At 61.9% G+C, this 20718-nt stretch carries 22 protein-coding genes and 1 pseudogene; 11 read left to right on the forward strand and 12 right to left on the reverse strand.

All coding sequences use genetic code 11. The features are described 5' to 3' along the window. Positions 1-813 precede the first annotated feature (813 nt). Both IVB40_RS09565 and IVB40_RS09570 read right to left on the reverse strand, forming a co-directional pair. Positions 814-1989: a PHB depolymerase family esterase gene (locus IVB40_RS09565; protein WP_247818711.1), complete on the reverse strand. Its 1176-nt coding sequence runs from the start codon at positions 1987-1989 to the stop codon at positions 814-816. A gap of 4 nt (positions 1990-1993) precedes the next feature. Beyond that, the gene (locus IVB40_RS09570; RefSeq protein ID WP_247398624.1) at positions 1994-2422 is read right to left on the reverse strand and encodes a CopG family transcriptional regulator; all 429 of its coding nucleotides are present in this window, start codon (positions 2420-2422) and stop codon (positions 1994-1996) included. Positions 2423-2658: 236 nt separating this feature from the next. Here IVB40_RS09570 and IVB40_RS09575 point away from each other — a divergent pair, with 236 nt between their 5' ends. After that, the gene (locus IVB40_RS09575; protein ID WP_027568297.1) at positions 2659-2841 is read left to right on the forward strand and encodes a hypothetical protein; all 183 of its coding nucleotides are present in this window, start codon (positions 2659-2661) and stop codon (positions 2839-2841) included. Positions 2842-3087: 246 nt separating this feature from the next. On the opposite strand, the gene IVB40_RS09580 is transcribed toward IVB40_RS09575, so the two are convergent. Then, positions 3088-3309 carry a hypothetical protein gene (locus IVB40_RS09580; RefSeq protein ID WP_247819517.1) on the reverse strand — a complete coding sequence of 74 codons (222 nt, stop codon included), beginning with the start codon at positions 3307-3309 and terminating at the stop codon, positions 3088-3090. A 538-nt stretch (positions 3310-3847) separates the two neighbouring features. Here IVB40_RS09580 and IVB40_RS09585 point away from each other — a divergent pair. The 5 genes from IVB40_RS09585 to IVB40_RS09605 all read left to right on the forward strand — a co-directional run bounded on the left by IVB40_RS09585 (position 3848) and on the right by IVB40_RS09605 (position 7198). Continuing rightward, positions 3848-4015 carry a hypothetical protein gene (locus tag IVB40_RS09585; RefSeq protein ID WP_247818713.1) on the forward strand — a complete coding sequence of 56 codons (168 nt, stop codon included), beginning with the start codon at positions 3848-3850 and terminating at the stop codon, positions 4013-4015. A gap of 26 nt (positions 4016-4041) precedes the next feature. Beyond that, entirely contained in the window at positions 4042-4344 is a 303-nt protein-coding gene (locus tag IVB40_RS09590) for a hypothetical protein (protein ID WP_247431419.1), read from the forward strand. 119 nt (positions 4345-4463) lie between these two features. Further along, positions 4464-6281 (forward strand): DNA ligase D, encoded by a 1818-nt coding sequence (ligD, locus tag IVB40_RS09595; protein WP_247818714.1) that lies wholly within the window; start codon positions 4464-4466, stop codon positions 6279-6281. A gap of 5 nt (positions 6282-6286) precedes the next feature. After that, a complete protein-coding gene (locus tag IVB40_RS09600; RefSeq protein WP_247818715.1) occupies positions 6287-6784 on the forward strand; it encodes a hypothetical protein in 498 nt (165 codons plus the stop codon). Between the two features lie 9 nt (positions 6785-6793). Then, positions 6794-7198, forward strand: coding sequence for a PIN domain-containing protein (locus tag IVB40_RS09605; RefSeq protein ID WP_247818716.1), 405 nt, complete (start codon positions 6794-6796; stop codon positions 7196-7198). 819 nt (positions 7199-8017) lie between these two features. Here the strand turns inward: IVB40_RS09605 and IVB40_RS09610 are convergent. From IVB40_RS09610 to IVB40_RS09635, 6 genes are all read right to left on the reverse strand, one after another. After that, positions 8018-8752 (reverse strand): hypothetical protein, encoded by a 735-nt coding sequence (locus IVB40_RS09610; protein WP_247818717.1) that lies wholly within the window; start codon positions 8750-8752, stop codon positions 8018-8020. Then, on the reverse strand, positions 8749-9165 hold the full coding sequence (locus IVB40_RS09615; RefSeq protein ID WP_247818718.1) for a phage holin family protein: 417 nt from the start codon (positions 9163-9165) through the stop codon (positions 8749-8751). Before IVB40_RS09615 ends, IVB40_RS09610 begins: the two co-directional genes overlap by 4 nt. Beyond that, positions 9162-9842: a hypothetical protein gene (locus IVB40_RS09620; protein ID WP_247818719.1), complete on the reverse strand. Its 681-nt coding sequence runs from the start codon at positions 9840-9842 to the stop codon at positions 9162-9164. The genes IVB40_RS09615 and IVB40_RS09620 overlap by 4 nt, the downstream gene beginning before the upstream one ends. An 11-nt stretch (positions 9843-9853) precedes the next feature. Further along, the gene (locus tag IVB40_RS09625) at positions 9854-10993 is read right to left on the reverse strand and encodes a DUF3618 domain-containing protein (protein WP_346283286.1); all 1140 of its coding nucleotides are present in this window, start codon (positions 10991-10993) and stop codon (positions 9854-9856) included. A gap of 363 nt (positions 10994-11356) precedes the next feature. After that, entirely contained in the window at positions 11357-11539 is a 183-nt protein-coding gene (locus IVB40_RS09630; protein ID WP_247818720.1) for a hypothetical protein, read from the reverse strand. Positions 11540-11704: 165 nt separating this feature from the next. Then, positions 11705-11932, reverse strand: a complete 228-nt coding sequence (locus IVB40_RS09635; RefSeq protein WP_247818721.1) for a DUF3606 domain-containing protein — start codon at positions 11930-11932, stop codon at positions 11705-11707. 798 nt (positions 11933-12730) lie between these two features. Here IVB40_RS09635 and IVB40_RS09640 point away from each other — a divergent pair. Beyond that, positions 12731-13861: a YihY/virulence factor BrkB family protein gene (locus IVB40_RS09640; RefSeq protein WP_247818722.1), complete on the forward strand. Its 1131-nt coding sequence runs from the start codon at positions 12731-12733 to the stop codon at positions 13859-13861. A 115-nt stretch (positions 13862-13976) separates the two neighbouring features. Here IVB40_RS09640 and IVB40_RS09645 read toward each other — a convergent pair whose 3' ends face one another. After that, positions 13977-14240, reverse strand: coding sequence for a GlsB/YeaQ/YmgE family stress response membrane protein (locus IVB40_RS09645; protein ID WP_247818723.1), 264 nt, complete (start codon positions 14238-14240; stop codon positions 13977-13979). Between the two features lie 23 nt (positions 14241-14263). Beyond that, the gene (locus IVB40_RS09650) at positions 14264-14719 is read right to left on the reverse strand and encodes a YidB family protein (RefSeq protein ID WP_247818724.1); all 456 of its coding nucleotides are present in this window, start codon (positions 14717-14719) and stop codon (positions 14264-14266) included. A gap of 593 nt (positions 14720-15312) precedes the next feature. On the opposite strand from IVB40_RS09650, the gene IVB40_RS09655 reads away from it, so the two are divergent. The 3 genes and pseudogenes from IVB40_RS09655 to ligD (IVB40_RS09665) all read left to right on the forward strand — a co-directional run bounded on the left by IVB40_RS09655 (position 15313) and on the right by ligD (IVB40_RS09665) (position 18517). Next, positions 15313-16995, forward strand: coding sequence for a DNA polymerase/3'-5' exonuclease PolX (locus tag IVB40_RS09655; RefSeq protein ID WP_247818725.1), 1683 nt, complete (start codon positions 15313-15315; stop codon positions 16993-16995). Then, a complete protein-coding gene (locus IVB40_RS09660; RefSeq protein WP_247818726.1) occupies positions 16995-17558 on the forward strand; it encodes an MOSC domain-containing protein in 564 nt (187 codons plus the stop codon). Before IVB40_RS09655 ends, IVB40_RS09660 begins: the two co-directional genes overlap by 1 nt. 12 nt (positions 17559-17570) lie before the next feature. Then, positions 17571-18517, forward strand: a pseudogene (gene ligD, locus IVB40_RS09665) (non-homologous end-joining DNA ligase). A 27-nt stretch (positions 18518-18544) separates the two neighbouring features. Here the strand turns inward: ligD (IVB40_RS09665) and IVB40_RS09670 are convergent. Further along, on the reverse strand, positions 18545-19369 hold the full coding sequence (locus IVB40_RS09670) for a ribonuclease HII (RefSeq protein ID WP_247818727.1): 825 nt from the start codon (positions 19367-19369) through the stop codon (positions 18545-18547). 230 nt (positions 19370-19599) lie between these two features. Here IVB40_RS09670 and IVB40_RS09675 point away from each other — a divergent pair, with 230 nt between their 5' ends. Then, positions 19600-20703, forward strand: a complete 1104-nt coding sequence (locus IVB40_RS09675) for a DNA topoisomerase IB (protein WP_247818728.1) — start codon at positions 19600-19602, stop codon at positions 20701-20703. Positions 20704-20718 lie beyond the last annotated feature (15 nt).

A 20718-nucleotide genomic window follows, 5' to 3' on the forward strand; every position in this document is an offset into this window, starting at 1 on the left:
AACGGATGTCTGCGCACACTGCGAGACCGCGTCTGGACGCCTGGATTCGTCCTGTTTGCAATGCGCGATCGCTTCTGAGCACGTCGCTGCGGAGGCCGGCGAGGGAACAGGCAGGCGACGAAAACAGCAGCGGTCAGTATTCGCATGGGGAGCAAATCCCGGCTGTGGTGCGATCGATGTATCGTAACCAGAGCACCGGGGTCGCGGGGAAATTCCTATTTTACCGGCGGGCGCAGCGGGCTATCCGCCCACTTGCGGGCCGTTGGGTCCTGCAGCGGGTCATCGGCGCAACTGGTGCAGACGTACCGCAGCTTCCGGTCGCCGATTTCATCGCGCACAGCCTTCATCGGCCTGCCGCAAGCCGGGCACGCCTTCCGGACCGGATCGGACACTGGCATCTGGTTTTCCCCCGCTATGGCAGTCTACGTCCGCCGCCACCGCAATCTCAAGACGGTTGCGGAGAGTTGCATGGGCTTGCCGACGCTTCTTGACTCCAAGACCGCGGGTTACTCAACTCGGGGCAGTGATTGCTTCGGGGGCGTGATGGGGCAGGAGTTTTATGGAAGCCTCGCGCAGCGGGTCCGTGTCATCGCCGAAAAGGCCCAATCCGTTCACCCGACGTCGTCTGCTGGGTCTCGCCAAGCGGTACGACGCCAAGGGAGGCCCTTGGGCGATCTGGAGCAATTGACGGCGGCTGCCGGTCCCGGGCACCCCGCCGCCCGCTTCCATCTTCTCCGGACCGAGCGGGGCCTGACCAGGCCTTCGACAGCGGGCCGCTCCGTCGCAACCCTATCTCCGCGTGAAGCTTGCCAGCTAATGCTCGAGGAAGAAACGCAGCATCTCCCTGGTCGCGTCCGGCCCGCGCGGATCCGTGTAGGACCCGGCAGGACTGCCTCCTGACCAGGCGTGGGCGGCCCCGTGGACGCTCCAGTGCTCGGACGTGCCCAAGCCACCTTCGTCGGTGAAGATCGTGCGGGTATACGCGTGTCCCTCAGGTACTCGCCCGCGAAGAATCTTCGTCCTCACGCTCGCATCTTCGCCCGGCCAACGGAGAATCCGGTCAGCATTGCTGGGATGCACCGTGGTGTCGCGATCGCCATGGAAGACGATGGTCGGCACCGACGCGCCAGCCGTCCCGATCGGTCCAGCGCTGCCCTGCCGCATAGCGGCCAGTGCGGACGGAAGGTCGCTGGCAGCCCCGCAGGCCAGGCCGGAGTGGATGCCGACGGCGGCGTATAGGTCGGCGTACGTCGCGCCCATGATGGCCGCGGCGGCCCCGCCAGCCGACAGGCCTGCGACGTAGACGCGCTTGCGATCGATAGGATGCTCCCGCATGATCTGGCGGGTGATGCCAGCGATCAGCGAAGGCTCGCCGCCATCCCGCCGCTGGTCCCCCGTGCGAAACCAGTTCCAGCATTTCGCATGGTTGGCTCCGCGTGGCTGCTCCGGATAGACAACGAAGCATTCCCGCTCCTCCGCCAGAAAATTCATCCGGGTGCCGGCGGCGAAATCGTCTGGAGACTGGGTGCAGCCGTGAAGCATGACGATGAGGGGACGTGCTCCTCCTTCCGCGCGGCTCGGAATGAACAGCTTGTACATCCGGCTTCCCGCCGCGTTGCTGAAGGTGGCAGCGACGAACCTTGTGCCGTCCGGTGCAATATCCACCTTGGACAGTGGAGCGCGCCCGACCGGACCTGGCAGGCTGAAACCGGAAAGATCTTTAATGCCGCCGAAGGGCGCGGGGCCTTTGTGTCGTTTGGCAGGCCTGGCTTGCGTGGACGGCCCGCTCTCCCTCTCCTCGACGACATTGGCCTTCAGTTCGAGTGTCGGCGGCTCGAGTCTCGCACGCTCGACAGGCACAGCATTTCCCCTTGTCGCTGCGGGGCCGCCATCGCCGCGCAGCATTCGCTGCAGCAGTGCAGTGGCTTCGACCAGTTGGCCGGCACGTGTGAGGCGGGTCGCTTCGCGGACCATGTCTGGATTCAGCATCGGTTCACCTCGTTCGGTCGGCGAGAGCGGCCTTGACTGCGGGGCTGGCATGAAGGGCTCCGAGCACCGAGACCGAGGCAATTGTGGCGCGTGCCAGCTCAGGCGTGACGTCCTGGTCGATGGTCGCCAAGCCGAGGACGTTGATGTGCAGCATCTCGCCGTCGCGCCGCGCCCTCTCGAGATCGACGCGGGCATAGTTACGCAGCCCCAGGTCCAGACTTTTACGGACCGTCGATTGCTTGACCACCTCCGCGTGCCGCTCGAGCTGGTTGCGGATCGCCGTCCGGATGAAATCGGTGCGGTTCGAATAAAACCCTTCCTGCACCATGAGATCGACCTGGCCGAGGTCCACATAGCCCAGGTTGATCGTGATCTTCTCCGTATCCGGGGTCCGGGGTCGCAGTTCGCGTACATTGTCGGTCAACGGGTACATCCATTTTAACCATCCAAATGGATGGCGGTTGGATGCTAAATGGACATTCACGGAAGAATTTCAAGGCGGCAGGCAAACATCTCCCGCCGCCTTGCTTTCGGACCGGAGCCGCTGCCGTTTCGCGATTTCCCAAGGTATGACGGAACCCTTCGTCCGGTCGTCAGGTCTAACCGTCTGAAACCAACTGAGGGCTCGTTGGGCGGCGTGCTATCATCGTTGCTACAGGAGGAAGACACATGTCCACTTCCAAGAAGCGATTAGCACCCGATGATTTTCCGGTGACCGCCGAAGGACAAAAGATCAAGAAACAAGATGGCGAGCCCATCGCCACTACGGAGGATCATGAAACCGCTGCCGACCTGGCCGAGCGCATCAACGACGACGAAGCGCGCCGTGAGGAAGACAAATGGTCGGCCTGAGCGCCTTCTCTCGGCCGTCCAGCAGGGTATCGATCAGCTTCAGCAATTGCTGGCGCTCAGGGCCGCCCGCCGCTACGCGCAGCGCCCACACGTCACCATTGCTGCTTTCGTAAAGAACTCGCTCGGTCATACCGATCAATCGAACGGGCAATAATCCGTCCAGATTGGCCTAAGGCAGGTCCGAGCATCTGTGTCGATTTGCTCGCTCGCGACGAGTAGGGCGCGCTGCCGCAGCGCCCTGCACAGCTACTTCTGCCCGGACGGCGCCTGGGCGTTCGAGTTGCTCGGGTTATTGGCATTCTGCTTGTTGGCCTCATGATGTCCAATTGCGCAGCCGGCTACCGCCCCGAGCTTCCCATGGCCCGCCATGTGGCCGGCAACACCACCCACGATCGCGCCCTTGATGCATCCTTTGGCCTGCACTGGCGAGGCCAACGCAATTGCGAGCAGGCAGGCAGTGGCGACGATGTTTTCATGATCGTTCTCCTCCGAAATAAAATCGCACCGATCATCAAGTCGGGGCGAGCATCGCCGTTCCGCGAGAAATTCAGGCTGAGCCATCCAGTCCCCGCGGCCTACGCCACTCGGTGAGGCTCGTCCCCTTTCACTGCCCTCGCGCGTAGGAAACGTCCCACCTCATGGTGAGTGCACCGGGAGCATCTGAACTCGACCTCCACCTCCCGTGGGATGCTTTTGGGAAGGTTTGCGGCCATAGGCCATGCCCCGCAGTTCGGGCATTTTACCAGCAAGGTATCCGTTTCAAGCATGGTCGAGCTCTCCGCACCCGCGTGGCAACCGCACGAAACTGGAGACGTTCCTGCCCTTTGCGCCGGAGGGACAAGGCGCCGCTGGAGTGCCACCCGCCCGGCAGCAGACGAGGCAGGGACCGAATCTGCTCCAGCTCCCGGACCGAACGGGCGCTCCCGCGAGGGCTTGTAACGTTCGGCGGTCCGTCTACGATCCCGAAATGACAGAGCAAAAAGCTTGCCCGAAATGCGAGAGGACCATGGAGCAGGGCTTCATTCCCAGCCTGGGGCGTGGGCAGTTGCTCTGGTTTGCGGGAGTGCCGCCTGCCACGTACCGCGAGTCGTTCATGTTCGGCAGGAAGGCGCTTACCGTGACGACCTATCGGTGCTCGGTCTGCGGCTATCTGGAATCGTATGCGGAGGGATGATCGCCCGACGCTAAATTGAGTGCTTCATGGAAACGATTGCCACATCTACCGCCCTTGTGCTCGCGATGCTCGTGGCGCTGGCGTTCTATTCTCGCCTGAAAATAACAGGCCTGCAGCGGCGACTGGTCTCGCTGGAAAGAGTTGAAGCAAAGCTCGATTTGCTACTGAAACATGGCGGTCTGAGCTATGAGCCGCTGGGTGGTTCGACAGCAATAGAGGATGCGCTCAAAGCTGGCGAGAAGGTCCGCGCAGTTTCACTTTACCGTGCTGCGAACGGCTGCACCTTGGCAGAAGCAAAGGCAGCGATCGAAAGGGCGCAGCGTTCCTAGCCATCGTCACGTCGTCTGCCTCATGGAGCGCCTCGGCGTGACCTCCTAGACTGGAATTAACTTCGCGCCCGCGGTGGCGGGCTGGACGGAACGAATCAGCGCGCCCGCGTTGAATCGGCATGTGTGCTGTGGCGTTGCGTCAGTCTCGTTTGGGGGTATCGCGCGTCCATGGCGCTGTCAAAGCTGCTGTTCCTGGTTACATCGAGCCGTGTGATCCCACCTTGCGCGAGAAGCCGCCGCGCGGCGAAGACTGGGTCTACGAGATCAAGGCCGACGGATACCGCGCGCAGCTGCACTTGCGAGATGGTGACCCCAAGGTCTATTCGCGCACCGGCCTGGACTGGACCGAACAATTCTCCTCGATCGCGGCGAGCGCAGACAAGCTCAAGGCAAACAGTGCGATCATCGACGGCGAGGCCGTGGTGTACGGCAGTGGCGGCCTGCCGGACTTCCAGCAGCTCAGGCGGGAGCTCGGCCCCAAGCGCAGCGAGCGTCTGCGCTACCACGCGTTCGATCTCCTGTACCTCGACGGCTATGACTTGCGTGGCGTCGCGTATGAGGATCGCAAGCGCCTGCTGGAGCGGCTTCTGAAGGACGCACCGGAAACATTCATCTATGTCGAGGCGCTTGCGGCGGACGGCAACGAGGTCTTCGAGAAAGGGTGCAAGCTCGGCCTCGAAGGTCTGGTCGCCAAACGGCTGAGCCAGCCGTACCGCTCGGGTCGGCAGGAGAGCTGGATCAAGCTCAAGTGCAAGAAGAGCGAGACCTTCCCGATCGTCGCATTCGTGGAGAAGCTTGGGGCGCGCCCGCGCAAGGTCGCCTCGCTCTACGTCGGCCGGCGCCAGAACAGCAAGCTGCTCTACGCCGGAAAGGTGCGTACCGGCTACACCGAGACGACCGCGCGCGAATTACGCGGGCGGCTCGATCCGTTGATCCGCAAGAGTTCTCCGCTCGATATGGCCGTCAAAAAGCCGAAGGCGACCTGGGTCGAGCCGACCCTTACAATCGAGGTGCAATATGGCGCGCTGACAGATGATGGCCTGCTCCGCGAAGCTGTGTTCAAGGGCTTTCGCGACGATCTTGCGGTGCGTAAGATCAAGGCACCGCGGCTGGTGCCGTCCGTCGCCGGCCGGCTAAAGCTGGGCGTCCCCCGAGAGAACATCCTGCAGCTCCTGCCCGAAGCCGTTGCTCCATCGAAGGAGCAACTCGCAGACTATTGGACCAGGGTCTGGAAGAAGGCGCTGCCGCACCTGGGGCATCGTCCGCTAAAGCTCGTGCGTCACGTGCACGGCACGACCTTCTATCACAAGGGGCCGCTGCCGAAGGACATTCCGGCCGCCGTGCACCAGCTCCGTATTCAGAAGCGCGAGGGCGGCCAGGGAACGCGCCTGTGGGTCGACAGCCTGGATGGCTTCCTTGGCCTCGTCGAGATCGGCGCGGTCGAGCTTCACCCGTGGAATGCGACCGTCGAGGACTTCGAACATGCCGACCGCATCGTGATCGATCTCGATCCCGGAGCGGGTGTCGATTGGGACGCGGTCGTGGAGACCGCGCTCGATCTGCGCACGCTGATGAAACGAGAAGGTTTTGAAACTTGGCCCAAGCTCACCGGCGGCAAAGGAATTCATCTGATGGCGCCACTGGATCAGCCGGTGCTGCACGACAAAGCGCATCGGGTCGCGCATCAGTTGGTCTCCGCCCTCGCAGCGCGCCATCCAGACCGCTACCTCCTGTCTGCTCAGGCAAAGCGTCGCGATCGCATCTTCCTCGATTATCTGCGCAATGGCCGCGGCACCACCGCGATCGGCACCTATTCCCCGCGAGCCCGAGAGGGATTTCCCATCGCAGCGCCCGTGACCTGGAAGCGCATCGAGAGCGGGATCGCCCCGGATGCCTTCACCATCGACAGTCCGTTCCGCGCCAAACCGAGGAGGTGAGCCAAATGTCGGATGCATTCGATCAATGGGTGGAATGGCGCAACAAGCCTCCCGGCGACCGGCGAAGCATTCCCGCCGAACTGCATGCTGCGGTGTCGTCGCTGCCCGAACCCGATCGTTCGGACCGGCAGAGGGTGAACGAGGCGGTTCGCAGCCATGACACGGCTCGCCGCGAGGGCAGGACCGTATGGCTCTACCTTGATGACTACGAGAACGGCGAGTGGCGCACGATGGGCGATCCCGGCTGGGTAAAGGTGTTTGCATCTGGCGATGCCGCCGACGCCTGGCTGCAGGACAACGATCCCGAAGGCGTTGCCTGGGAATACGAAGTGGAAGGCTGTCCAGTCGAGGGATCGGTGTGGCTCTGCTCGCCCGACCCGGCGTCCAGAGCCATCGGTGAGCCCGACTGGATCAAGCTCTTTGCCTCGAAAGAGCGAGCGCAAGAATGGCTTGAGGGCAACGAGCCAAAGCGCGACATTTGGCAGTACCCGGTTCAGGAGTGACGCGCATGAGTGCGTTCGTTGACATCTCCGTCTGGTTCGCTGCGGCCGCCAAAGCGGGATGCTCGGAATGAGCGCGCCAAGTCGATTCTTCAGAGCATCGACCAATACCTCACGACGGACTTGGTGCTCGTCGAGACGTGCCAGCTTTTGAAAGCCCAATTTGGCCGCAGCCTGGCGGAATTCTTCTGGGAGCGGCTGCGCGACAGCGGAGTTCGGATCGAACCCATCCTCCGCGCCGATCTGGATGCGGCTTCGGAGATAGGAGCGCGCTTCCCGGACGAGAGCTTTTCCTTGATCGACCGAACGAGTTTTGCGCTGATGGAGCGCCTGGGTATCACCCGAGCAGCGACGTTCAACCCGGGCTTCGCCGCGACCGACCCCGCCGCGGTCGCAAGCAGCCGTTCCAGATACTGAGCGAAGGCCACAGCGAAGTCTTCACTGCGCTCCGCGAGGCGCTTCTCGAACGCCCGCCGTTCACGTAGGCCGTGACGGCAAGTGCCAGACGGTCTGCCCTACATCCTGGGCCACGCCAGCGGCGAGGAGCGCGCATTCGCGCTCCTTCTAGAGGCAAGTTCGAGCACGAAGCGTTCGGCACAAGCCAGGTGGATCTGCCTTCGGTTGTCGAAGACCGAGCAGGATCGCTTCGCCGATGAGCCCTGGATTGAGCGAGACTATCCGGGACGGGTGCAAAGATGTGTCGATCAGGTGCACTTGGACGCGAAGCGACGATGACAGTTTATCGGATAGCGTCAGCTAAGGGTCTGGGCTCATAAATTCGGCTCCGCAAGCCAAAGCGGAAGTCACCCTGCTTGAGCTGATCGGCGGTGACCCTAAGCGGCCGTCGCGTTGACGGGAGCCGTTCCTCCCGTAGCGCGTGCAGCGTCGCCTAAACCTACTTGCCCCAAATGGGATGCTGAGCTTGCGCAACGAAGGGTACATTGGGCAGAACGATGGTACTTACACTCGCCGTCTCACGTCAATGATTTCCTCAGCAGGGTCGTCGGCATCCCAACGCGGCAAGTGAGGTTGAGTCCGCTACCTGCCTGTAGTCCAACTCGTCTGCTGACGCGCCAAAGCAGAAGCTGCCTCCTGCTTCGCTACACTGCTAGGAGGAGCGCTGAGCGCATCCAAGGGTGTGCGAGGTGGGGCGCCTTGATGCAATAGGCGATTAACGTGGAATAATTCGGAAGTCGCCGCTGATGTTGGGGCGGCTTCCTCGAGTTCTAAAGCACATCAGGACGACTTGGCCCTTTCTTGGGCTGCCTGGACTGCATCCATACCGGTTTGCCTGATCCGATCCAGAGCCTCGGCGCCTGTATCGGAGACCTCGGCTAACAGCGAGTCGGAGCTTTCGCGCAACGCCTGCGAGACGGCACCAACACGGGTATTCAGGTCGGCCTTCACATCGTCGCTGGTCTGTCCGACGTATTCATTCTCGATGTCGGTTGTTCGAAACGCCCCCGCGACTGCCGCGCCGATGGCCAGGCCCACGACGCCAAGTACGAGCGGCTGCTTTTCGAGCACATCGGCCAAGGACGACTTTGCTTTTGTGACGGCTTCGCCGCCCGGAAGCTGGTCGCCCACTTTGGCGAAGCCGTCCCGCACCATCTCTACGCCGTCCTCGAACTGAGCCTTCATCTTGTCGGCGGTTCCTGACAAAACGTCAGATGCGGAGCTCCTGGCTGACCGCAAGCTGTCGCCGGCATCGAGGGACCCTTCGTGATCCATTTCGGGCGCGGTGGGAGGCGCCGCTGTGCGCTGGAGCGCGGATGCCGCAGTCCGCATCGTGCTCACCCCGCCATCGACCACGCCGGACGCGGCAGCCGCCGTCGACCGAGCCGCGCCCTTGATCCTGTCCTCACCAGCCATAAGCCACAGCGCGCCGCCTCCAATAAGGACTGCGGCAAGGGGATTTTCCTTGGCCGCTGCGACCAGATTGTCGAAAAACCCAGTTTGCGTACTGCTCATCGGACCATTCCCTTCACAGTTTCCTTGTCCTTTTCCAGCTGCCGGATGGTCTCCCGCGGCGCAAGATTACGGGCGTCCAGCCGATTGATGCCGACCGCAAACAGCACGCCCGCAATGCCGCCAGCGACAATCGCAGAGGTCAGGTAGGAAAGCGGCTGCGACCATCCCGCGGAGATCAACGCAGCCGACAATGCGAACAGCGCCATCACAATGGCGGGGATCACCAGAAGGGCGCCACCGGCAAGGAGGCCTGCTGCTCCCATTACCTTCTCCACTCTGTCGTTGAGTTCAGCCTTGCCCAGGTCGATCTCGTTCTGGAACAGCTTGGCGAACTGGCCCATGGCGTCGGCGATCAGCGTGGAGATGGTCCGAAGATCGTTCTGGCTCGTCTTGATATCGTGCTGAATGGTCATGACACGCTGCTGCCTTTGAAGGATGCCGTTCGCTGCGGATTGTTGCCGGACCCCGAGGAGCCCTGCATGGACGCTTGTCCGCTTCCGGTAGAAGACGTGGTTCCGCGCCATGCCTCTCCCTGCGTGGAGGACTTTCCACTGTTCGTTTCACGTCGCGACGACGGCGAGTCACCGCCAGAGGCCTTCAAGAAGCGGACGGCGGCGAAACCGGCGAGCACCGAGACGCCAAGGAAAGCGGCTGGCTGACGCTTCGCGAAATCGGTTGCGCCATCGAGGAGATCGCGGAAGCTGCCGTTGCGGATCTTCTCGGCGGTATCTTCAACATAGTCCGCGGCGGAGTTGATGCCGCGGGCGGCAAAAGGCACATCGCTCTCGAAGGCGCGAGCCGCTTCCCGAACATTGCCGGCAAGTCGCTCAATGAACTCGGCTCCAGACCGCTGCTGCTCGCGTGCCTGGCCGCGAATCTGGTCCAAGGTCCCAGAAGCGAGGTCCTTGGCCGCATCCCCCGCTTCTTTGAACTTGTCCTGTGCGACGTCAGCAGTGGTCTGAAAAGCGTCGCTGGCGCGCTGCTTCACAGTCGCTCCAGCTTCCGTCATTTGATCCTTCAGGTTCTTGGGAGAACCAGCGTCCCGATTTTGATTGGAATTCGCGCCTCTGCTCAGGTCTAGATCGCTCATGATGAGATCCTTCAGGTATTGGAATTGCGGGAGGGATTGAAAGCGGCGCCGACGACGTCGTCCGCGGCTGTTTTGAGGGAGTCAGCGAGGTTCTGAGTCATGCGGCTGGCATGCTCACCGAGACCGGCCTCAGCAACTGTGTTTGTCGCCGAGTCCGCTGCCGACATTGCGGCATCTTTTGCTACGTCAAATCCGGACTGAGCGGCCTCGGCGGCGGCCCGCTTCACGTCGTCGCTCGCCTGGCCCATTGCCTTGGCTTCAACCTTGGTTTCCGGAAGAGCGGCTGCGATGAGGGCCCCGATCGCAACGCCAAGACCGGCGATCAGCGCGGCATTGTCGCTGATAATCGCGCGAGCTTGCTCAGGCGCTCTGCCGGCGGCGTCCTTCGCTGCGGAAGCACTGTCCTTCGCCGCATCCACCCCGCTCTTGAACTTCTCGCCAATGGTATCGGCAGCCTGGGTGGCCCGTGCGCGCAAATCCGCCGCGAGACCGGCAGTCGAATCTTGCGCGGTATCGGCCATGCTGGCGGCCTGATCCCGGGCAGAAGAGAGTTGATCCCTGAGATCGCCTTGCATGGCGCGCGCTCGGCCGGCCATGTCCTCGAAAACCTCGCCCGCCTTGTCCATCGCAGGGCCGGAAACCTCGGCGGCGCGGTCTCGCACAGTCTTCGAGGTGAGCGCCAAGCCGGCACCGATCATCAAAAGAGGAAGCGGGATGCCGCGTGCCATTCGCAGGAGTGGAACGGCCATGGCGGTCCCGGCGGCCACCGCGCGCATAGGGTTGTCCATGATCTGCTGCTTCAGTCCGTCGACCCAGCTCTTGGTGGTATGGCTGACGTAGTCGGACACTTCGGACTTGATGTGCTGCGGCGACACCTTGTGGCGGATGTCCTCGGCCATCTCCGAGACTTGCTCCTTAAGCCGATCGACCGTAGTGGCCAGCTCAGCGCGACTGCGCTCGGACTCACGTCTCAATTCCTCCACGGATCGCGCCATCGCATCATCCTCTCTCGGCTTTTCGGATTTCTTGGTAATCGAACTCACCTTTTTTTGATTCGTTCCAAATTGGGTTAGGCGGTGCTTGCCGGTCAAAGAGCGCACTGGCACGGGCGAGAGCGCGATCTGTTCTGCGCACACAACACCAGACTGCAATTCAGCTCTCAGCAGGTGCTCGCCGCCGCGACGAACCGGACGCGGTCCACCGCACAGAGGAGAGTGGATATCGGTCCACGAGCGGAAGACCGGCGCCGGGCCTCTGGCCCTGTTGCGCTTGTGCCGCGCAGGCATCGACACACGTGCGGTGAGAAGTGACTTAGTCTCCGCGACGCTAGTGCTCTGCCTTCTTGTCCGGAGCACCTCTCACCAGCCGGTGCGGGCCAGGGTAGGAATACGAGGCGCCTCAGCCTGCAAGCGGTGTCGCAGATGACTTTGAGGACCGAACTGGCTGGAGCGCCAAGCGTAAGCCTCACGCTCCGGTGGATACCGGTCGATTGGTCCTCAACAGTAGCCGCAACACTAGCCAGGCGCGCTCGTCGGATCGGCGGCAGCAATCTGTAGTCCCGCCTCCTTGAGTGCCTCAGCGATCTGCTTCGCGAGCAGCTTGGCTTCTTCAATTCCTATTTCCGCGTCTGGGTGTTGTGCAAAAAACGCGCAAATGGTCGTGCAGATGATGGTATTCACTTGGTGCGGATCGATCATTAGTGGCACTCGAAATGCGAATTGCTTAATCGGATCGGCGGCCGCACCGAGTGGGAAGCAAAGCGTTCATCGCAAGCCGAAAAACGAGAGAATGGCTGCGATTACACAGTCCTACGAGGTAAATCAGGCCGTTCATCACAATTATCTGTAGTTCGGTCGAACGATTTACTTGAAGATCTCAGGCCCGTTTTTTGCGTTGTACGACTGAGCCGCCGTTAAATTTTCGAACTCAACTTCCTTTTCGATGGCCGATAAGGAGTTGCCGGTCTTGTCGACGATCCTGACTAAATCGGCACGGGTAATGCGAAGCCGCTTTCGAACTGACTTTACCTGCTCCGCGTTGGCAAGATCGAGCGTCGTGCGAATAGGCCGTGGCGGTCTTGAACACAGCATGAGCAGGTCTCCTGACTGAAGTAAGATCAGCCAGGTCTCTTTTGTTCCAATGTCCACAATGTAGGCCGCTGAAGAGCCGGATTAGTTCAGGAAGCCGGCTAATGCGTCCTGCCGCGAAAACGCAACGAAATAGAAGTCCGTCCCGCTCCTTATGACTGGGCTGCTTCGAATGCGGTGGGGTCGGCGGCGAGATTGGGCGTCTGGGGGGACGGCCGGCCTCCAGTTGCTCGGTATCAATATCGAGAAGGCAGAGATCGTGCGGCACCTAGTCAAAATCACTCGGCTCGTCGTGCCGCTCTGGTCGAGGCCGACGTTCTCTGGCCATTAGCGCAGCGTCTGCCTCTGGCCCAATCCCGTCGTATCGGGGCTGCGCTTGCTGGCCGATGCCGAATCTCCGGCTCGCCTAGGAGGAATCTCCGGCTCGCCTAGGAGCAGGTCAATTCCGCACGATCGGCGCGCAGTAAAGATCTATCGACAGTCGAGCGGTGACCGTCCAACTGTTCAAAGCCGCTCTGATCCGCCGAGGCAGAGCGCGCGCCCGCAGTCTCGTTAAGTGCCTCCCCTCGACGCTCGCACACATTGCAGGTCTCCCGCGAGAATACCCACAGCGAACCTCGCTCACGGCTGGTGGTTTGTCCCAGCCCCCACGCTGCGCCAATGGAGGATTGGAACGGCCACGGCCGTCCCGGCGGCCACCGCGCACATAGGCCGTCCATGATCTGCTGCTTCAAGGCACGTGCCTAGGAACGTTCGGAAATCTACGCCCGTTGTCAAATCTCTCCACGGCTTGGGGACGAGATGATCTCCAAGGGAAAAGAAGACCACCAGCCTCCAAAGTCGGAACCGGCAGGCAGCTCACTAGCTTCGACATTGGCCTTGATCGGCGTTGCGCTCATCGCTGATCGACTGTTCCCACCGCGCGAAGCTGCGGAGAGTCCTTCGATCGTTCCGTCGGCTGACGTCAGAGAAGATGCGCATGAGGAAGGGAGGGGCCGTCAGGCGACCACACCTTCAGAGATACCGCCGCGGGGCTGGAAGGACATCCTCCTCCGGGTCTACGCGAACATCTCCAAGCACCGCATTCTGGCACTCGCGGCGGGGATGACCTACTACAGCATCCTTGCCATCTTTCCCGCGATTGCGGCCCGAGTCGCGGTGTACGGCCTCTTTTCGGATCCGACCACCATAACCAGGCACCTGGATCAGATGGGAGGATTTCTGCCGGGCGGAGCGATCGACGTCGCACGCGAGCAACTCACAACAGTGTCCTCCAAAGGCTCACAAACTTTGGGCATCACATTCGCAATAGGCCTTGGCACTTCGCTTTGGAGCGCGAACGCGGCCATGAAGTCGCTGTTTGACACTTTGAACATCGTCCACGGCGAGGATGAGAAGCGCAGCTTCTTCAAGCTTAATGCAATTTCCCTGGGCTTCACGCTCGGTGGAATCGTGTTTGTCATCGCGGCTCTGGGATCGATCGTCGTGGTGCCCGTTATGCTCAGCTATGTCGGCTTGTCCAGCACAGGCGATCTGCTGCTACGCATCGGAAGATGGCCCGCGATGTTTTTGATCCTGAGCCTCGCCCTCGCGGTAAACTATCGCTATGGACCTAGTCGCGAGACTGCGCGCTGGCGCTGGATCACTTGGGGCAGTGCCATTGCGGCATTGCTTTGGATCGGCGTCTCCGGCGCATTCTCCTGGTATGCCACGAACTTCGGCAAATTCAATGAGACGTATGGGTCACTCGGCGCGGTCATCGGCTTCATGACGTGGCTCTGGATTTCTGCCATCGTCATACTGCTCGGCGCTGAGATCAATGCAGAAATGGAGCATCAGACTACTCGCGACACCACGACCGGACCCTCGAAGCCAATAGGGGCGAGAGGTGCACGGGTCGCCGATACCGTCGGCCCCGCGCAGCGCAGTTGAAGGCACCGAGCCCGCAGGGAGGGCAGCCGACCTAGTCCGGCGAGCGTAGACAGGACATCTTCTCAGAGACAGAACTCAGCGCCGCGGATCGCTGCGTGGCGAGCTCGTGGAGGTTCTAAATGGTTCGACGCCCTCTGCCGGCCAGCAGGCCGTATATGAAGAGAACAATAATAGCCCCAACCACGGCACCGGCCAGACCTGCGCCTTCACCGGGGCGATACCAGCCGAGAGCCTGGCCCAAATAAGTCGCCACAAAGGCACCCACGATTCCCAAGATCGTCGTCAAGATGAATCCCGACGGTTCGTTGTCGCCGGGCATAATAAACTTGGCAATTATGCCGGCGATGAAGCCTATGATGATCGTCCAAATGATGCTCATGGTCTCACCTCCTGGTGTGTTGGCTATCCGGCTGCGGGAATACGGCCATCAGGCGTGTACTTATCGATTGCGTTCGGTAGCTCGCGAGACAACCTCTCGAGAATTTCCTGCTGCGGAAGGTCAGTTTGCTGCTCAAGGCTCTGCAGAACATCCGGTCCGATGGCCTGCTTGAGTTCGGGCGCGGTCACTTCCCGGTTCGGCCCATGATTGATCCAGGATTGGGCCGTTTCGCCCTGCCCATTCTGCTTGAAGTGCTCGAGCAGTTCTCCAACTCCTCCATTGAGCAGAGAGCCTATCCCACCCCCTCCTAAGAGACCGCCTAAACTTCCAAGCATGCCGCCGAGTGAATCTGTCTTACCTGTCGCCTGTTGGCCCGAAGTCGCGTTGCGGTACATATCCGCCAACTTGTCGTGGTTTTGGTATCCGGCGATCGCGAGCATGCCCAACAGGGCTGTCATTGATGGCATTCCACGGCCCATTGTCTTCTCCTGAGTTTAGCGCTTCGTCTCGGCGAGCGAAAAAAACGACCCGCTTCGCCGGGGCCGCCTATGGGTCTCACAACAAGCCCTGGATCGTGAAGTTCCAATTTGCCCGGTTCTCGAAACGGCTGTACTCGGCGCAGATTTAGAAAACGGGACCTGTCGAGGCTTCCCGCGCGTCGGTCAGTCGCCGGTGAGGAGCTCGGACTGCACGAATCTTGTCCGCGCAGTCTTGGCGCCAAACTAAGTTTTCAAAACGAGCAACCCTCGGTCAAGCTGCGTTGAGATCGCGAGCTGAAGCGCGCTGCAACGGCGAGCGGCGCAACCGTCCAGCCTCGTCGGCCTGACAGCTCCGACACCTGAACCGCACCTCCGGCTGAGGTGACGACGTCCGCTGCACGCATGCGGCCATCGGCCAACCTCCGCAGCGGGGGCATTTTTCCAACAGGGTCTCGGTCTCGATCATGCAAAGCGCCTTCGGGCTCACTTCTTGGGCAACTGGCTCGAAACCTTCCTGTTCCTGGCCGCGATTAGCCCTCCGGAACCGGGACCGCCGATGCCCTGTTGGGAGATGGTGTGATGCCGGAGACACGATGCCCAAGGCTGACAGGCAAGAGATCGCGATGCTGTTGCGCGAATACGCGCAGCGCACCGCCTTGCGTGGCGGCAACCCCTACCGGGCAAAAGCCTATTCTCGGGCCGCTGACAGCTTGGCAGCCCTTGCCGTCCCTCTGGACGTGCTCATCGCCGAAGACCGACTGACCGAAATCCCCGGTGTCGGCGAGGCGATCGCCGACATCATTACCAAGCTTTACAAGTGCGGCACTCATCCGAGCCTTGAAAAGCTGCGCAAGGAGTTTCCCGAGGGTGTGCTCGAGATGCTGTCGGTGCCCGGCCTCCGCCCCGAGAAGGTGCTGCGTCTATACAAGGATCTCGGCATCACTTCGCTCGCCGAGTTGGAGGCTGCCGCCAAGGACGACCGCATCAAGAAGGCCAAAGGCCTCGGCGCGGCGCTGCAGACCAAAATTCTGCAGAACCTGGCCATCGCGAAAAGCGGAGAAGGTCGCCTCCATCTGCACCGTGCGGCCGCCCTGCTCTCGCACGCCAAGGATTCGCTTCGGAAGGCCCGGCCGGAGCTCAAGCGGGTGACGATCGCAGGCGACTTCCGCCGCGGCTGCGAATTAGTGGGCGACCTCACGATTGTTGCGGAGGCTTCCAAGGCCGACAAGACGTCGAAGGCCTCCGCGACGGACGGATTGCAGATCCGCCTGTCCGATCGCAAACACTTCGGCGTCGCCCTTCTCTTCGCCACCGGCTCTGCCGCTCACATCGAGCAGCTCCGGGCGATAGCCAGCGAGAAAGGAATGCGACTGGAGAGCGACGGGTTGCACAAGGGTCGCACCCTGATCGGCGGCGACGAGGCCCAGATCTATAGCGCCCTCGACCTGCCGTTCATCGATCCTGAACTGCGGGAGGGGCGCGGAGAGGTCGAACTGGCTCAGAAGGGCAAGCTGCCGAAGCTCGTCACCGACAAGGACTTGCGCGGAATCCTTCATTGCCACACCGATGCCTCCGACGGCACGGAGACCCTGGAGACGATGGCCAAGGCCACGCGCCAGCGCGGTTTTGAATATTTCGGCGTCGCCGACCACTCCAAGTCCGCGCACTACGCGGGCGGTCTCTCGGAGGAAGAGATCAGGCAGCAGCACCGGGACGCCGACCGGTTGAACAAGCGCTTCGGCAAGGATTTCCGGATCCTCAAAGGCATCGAGTCAGACATTCTGGCCGACGGCTCGCTGGACTATGCGGACGACGTGCTGCAGCGCTTCGACTTCGTGGTCGCAAGCATCCATGGCCGCTTCAAACTCGACCGCAAGGCGCAGACGCAGCGGCTGCTGCGCGCCGTCTCCGATCCTCACACCACCATCATCGGCCATATGACCGGGCGCCAGCTCAAGCGGCGGCCAGGCTACGAAATCGATGTCGAAAAGGTGCTGCGCGCTTGCGCGAGGCACGACGTCGTCGTCGAGATCAACGCCCATCCATGGCGCCTCGACCTGGATTGGCGCTGGCACCAGGCGGCGCTGGAGTTCGGCTGCATGCTGAGCATCAATCCGGACGCGCACTCGATCCCCGAGCTCGACCACATGCACTGGGGCGTCCAGATGGCGCGCAAGGGCGGTGTCCCCGCCGACCGCGTCCTCAACGCGATGCCTCTTCCGGAAATCACGCGCTACCTCCGCCAGAAGCGGCGCTCATTCGCCCGGGCCGCCTGATGCCGAAGCCGCACCCGCTCTCCTTGGAGGGCACAGTGGTCGCAGTTGCCGCCGATCGCGGTCACCACTTCAGCAAGCCCCCTCAGGATCGGATCGTGCTGGAGGAAGGCCACGGCGTCCAAGGCGACGCCCACGCCGGCCCATTCGTCCGGCACCATTACCTTGCCCGCCGCCGGCCACGCCTGCCCAATCTCCGGCAGGTTCACCTGATCCCGTCCGAACTCTTCGCGACGCTACTTAAGGCCGGCTTCGAGGTCGGCGCCGGCGACCTCGGCGAGAACATCAGCACCGCCGGCTTGGCCCTCGAGCGGATGCCGCTCGGCACCCTCATCGAATTAGGTCCCATGGCCGTCGTCGAGCTGACCGGTCTCCGGACGCCCTGTGTCCTCATCGACCGCTTCCGGGCCGGCCTTAAGCAACAGGTGCTCTCGTCGGCGGAAACGGGCCCTCCATTCAAATCCGGGGTGTTGGGCGTGGTACGGGCCGGCGGGATGGTCGCGGCTGGTGATACTGCGCGGATTCGCCTTCCGTCCTCCTCGTTTCGGCCTCTGCCGGCCTTGTAGAAAGTCCCAACCATGGCTCGCAAATCGGCCCTGCCATATCGCCTGCAGCCCATGCTGGCCACGTTGACGGATGCGCCGTTCGACGATCCCGATTGGGTCTCGAGGACAAATTCGATGGTTTCCGCATGGTCGCGGAAATCCGGCGTGGTCGGGTCGCGCTCTACAGCCGCAATGGAAAGATCATCAGCCACTCCTACGTGGAGGTCGCGAAGGCGCTCGAGGGCGTGAAGGCGGACGCCGTGATCGATGGCGAGCTCGTCGCGATCGGCAAGGACGGCGCATCCCATTTCCAGTTGCTCCAGAACGCCTTGCGCCACGAGGCCAAGCTCTTGTACTGCGCGTTCGACCTCATGTTCGCGGGGGGCGAGGACCTGCGCGCGCTGCCACTCCTCGAGCGCAAGAAGCGGCTAAAGGCGATCCTGCCGCGCCACAAGCTGCTCGCGTTCAGCAACCACCGCAAAGGCAAGGGAACGAAGTTTTTTGCAGAAGCCGAGCGGAGGCATCTCGAAGGAATCATGGCCAAGCGCGCCGATAGCCCGTACGCGTCTGGACGCCGGACCGCCGATTGGCTGAAGGTGAAAACGGCGCAGCGGCAGGAGGTCGTGATCGCCGGCTTCACGGCGCCGCGGCGAACCCGGCCATTCTTCGGCGCCCTCGTGCTGGCGGTACGCGAAGGCGACGCATGGCGGTACATCGGCCACGTCGGCACCGGCTTCAGTCACCAGGTTCTCGAAGAGCTTCACGGCAAGCTCGTGAAGCTCAAGACAGGCAAGTCCCCGTTCCCCGCCAAGGTGAAGGATGAGCAAGTCACCACCTGGGTCCGTCCTTCGTTGGTCGCGGAAGTGAAGTTCGCCGAGTGGACCAGCAAGGGGGAGCTGCGTCAGCCGGTCTATCTCGGCCTGCGGTCCGACAAGAAGGCCAGGGACGTCGCTCGCGAAAAGAGTTGGTCGCGAAAATAAGGGCAGCGGAGGCGGAAAGTCTCGGATTTAGCCTGCTTCGCGCTCGGTTGCCGAAGGCCACGGCGGCAGGGGCGGCAACCCGAGAGCCTTGCGGATGGGTCCGAACGACCGGCGGTGAACTGCGCATGCACCAAGCCTGGCAAGAGCTTCGTAATGAGCCGGCACGGGGTAGCCCTTATGATCCGCGAAGCCGTAGCCGGGGTGACGAATGTCGAGAGTCCGCATGACCGTGTCGCGTTCGACTTTCGCCAGGATTGACGCAGCAGCGATGCTGGCGGACTTGGCGTCGCCCTTGACGATGGCCTGCTGAGGGAGGTCGATTTCCTTCAATCGCTTCGCGTCGATCAGCAGATGCTGCGGCGTCAATCCTAGTCCCTTGACCGCACGCTGCATGGCTTGGATGCCCGCCCAATAGATGTTGATCGTGTCGATCTCCTCGACCTCTACGAACGCCACACACCAACTCTCTGCCTTTGCCTTGATCTCCTTCGCGAGTTCTTCGCGAGCCGCGGCGTCGAATTTCTTCGAGTCGTCGATCCCGACTATCCGCGTGCCGGGTTTCAGGATCACAGCGCCAGCGGAGACCGGCCCGGCGAGCGGGCTCATTCCAGCCTCGTCCACGCCCGCCACGGCATGAAGGCCGCTCTCCCAGAGAGAGGTTTCGAAACTGAGCATCTTGCGGAGGCGCTGCCCTTCGGACCTGTTTTCGAAGCGCCGTTTGTCGATCGAAGCCAGGATGGCTCGGGCTCCCGCTCGGGTGTCGGCCCGCAAGATCTGCTCGACACTGACCTCGAGCGGTCTTTTCTCGACGACATAGCGCTGACGCAGCACATCGAGGGAATATCGGGACATGGAAGCTTTCGTGGAGACTGACTGTGGGGAGCGTGTCGGTGAACTTTGTGGCGATTGTCTGAAGCTAAGTTACGCCGCCGAATAACTCGCAGCGCCTTGTCGAAAAGCAACAGGCCCGGCCTTCACCTGAGACGGATTGCTTCCACCGTTCTCAGAACGGAACTAACCGGGGTCTTCATCCCTTTAGGGAGTGGAGCCTCGATCCCAGGGTGCTTCCGAGGGACAGGCCCATGCTCCGACAGACCGGCAACGACGAACAGGTTCTGGACCGCACCGTCGAAGTGGCGGCTACCATCGCGGAAGAAGGCCTCCGGTACGTCAGCGACTCCGCGCCGGGTTACACGCGCAAGCGGAATGGAACCACTTTCAGCTACTACGACAAGGACGGCAAGCGCATCACCGATGCCGCCGTCATCCGACGCATCAAATCAATCGGCATCCCGCCGGCCTACGAATCCGTGTGGATCTGCCCGTCGTCGAACGGCCACATCCAGGCGACCGGGCTCGATGTGCGGGGTCGGAAGCAGTATCGCTACCATCCGAAGTGGCGCGAGCTGCGAGACCAGAACAAGTATGAGAATATCATCCTGTTCGCTGCCGCGCTGCCCGCGCTGCGGGAGCGGGTCGCCGCCGACATGAAGCGGGACGGACTGCCCCGCGAGAAGGTGCTGGCCACGATCGTTAGTCTTCTGGAAAAGACATTGATCCGGGTCGGCAATGCGGAGTATGCCGAGAAAAACAAGTCCTACGGGCTCACCACCATGCGCCGCAAGCACGTCGCGGTCGGGCGCGGCGTCCTTCGTTTCGACTTCACGGGCAAGTCGGGCAAACAATGGAAGCTTCGCGTCGAGGACAAGCGGATAGCCGCGATCGTGAAGCGCTGCGCCGAGATCCCTGGACATGAGCTCTTCAAGTACCTCGATGACGACGGACAGCCCCGTACCGTCGATTCAGGCGACGTCAACGCCTATATCAAGGACATCACGCGAGAGGACTTCAGCGCCAAGGATTTCCGCACTTGGGCAGGGACGGCCTTGGCGGCGCTGGCGCTTGCGGAGTTCAAAAAGTACGATAGCCAGGCCGAGGCGAAGCGCAACGTAGCCGCGGCAATCGAGAGCGTCTCGAAGCAGCTCGGCAACACACCGCCGATCTGCCGCAAGTGCTACGTGCACCCGGAAGTCTTGAACGCCTACATGTCCGGTGCCCTCGTGAAGATGATTGAAGCCAAGATCGCGCAGAAGTTCAAGCGCCAGCACGCCAAGCTCACTTCCGACGAGATCATGGTGTTGGCATTTCTGCGCAAGCGTCTCAATTCTCTGAAGGCTCCCGCCTAGGCTCCTGTACCACTC

Origin of the sequence: Bradyrhizobium sp. 40 (assembly GCF_023100925.1) — a bacterium.
Classification (GTDB): Bacteria; Pseudomonadota; Alphaproteobacteria; order Rhizobiales; family Xanthobacteraceae; genus Bradyrhizobium.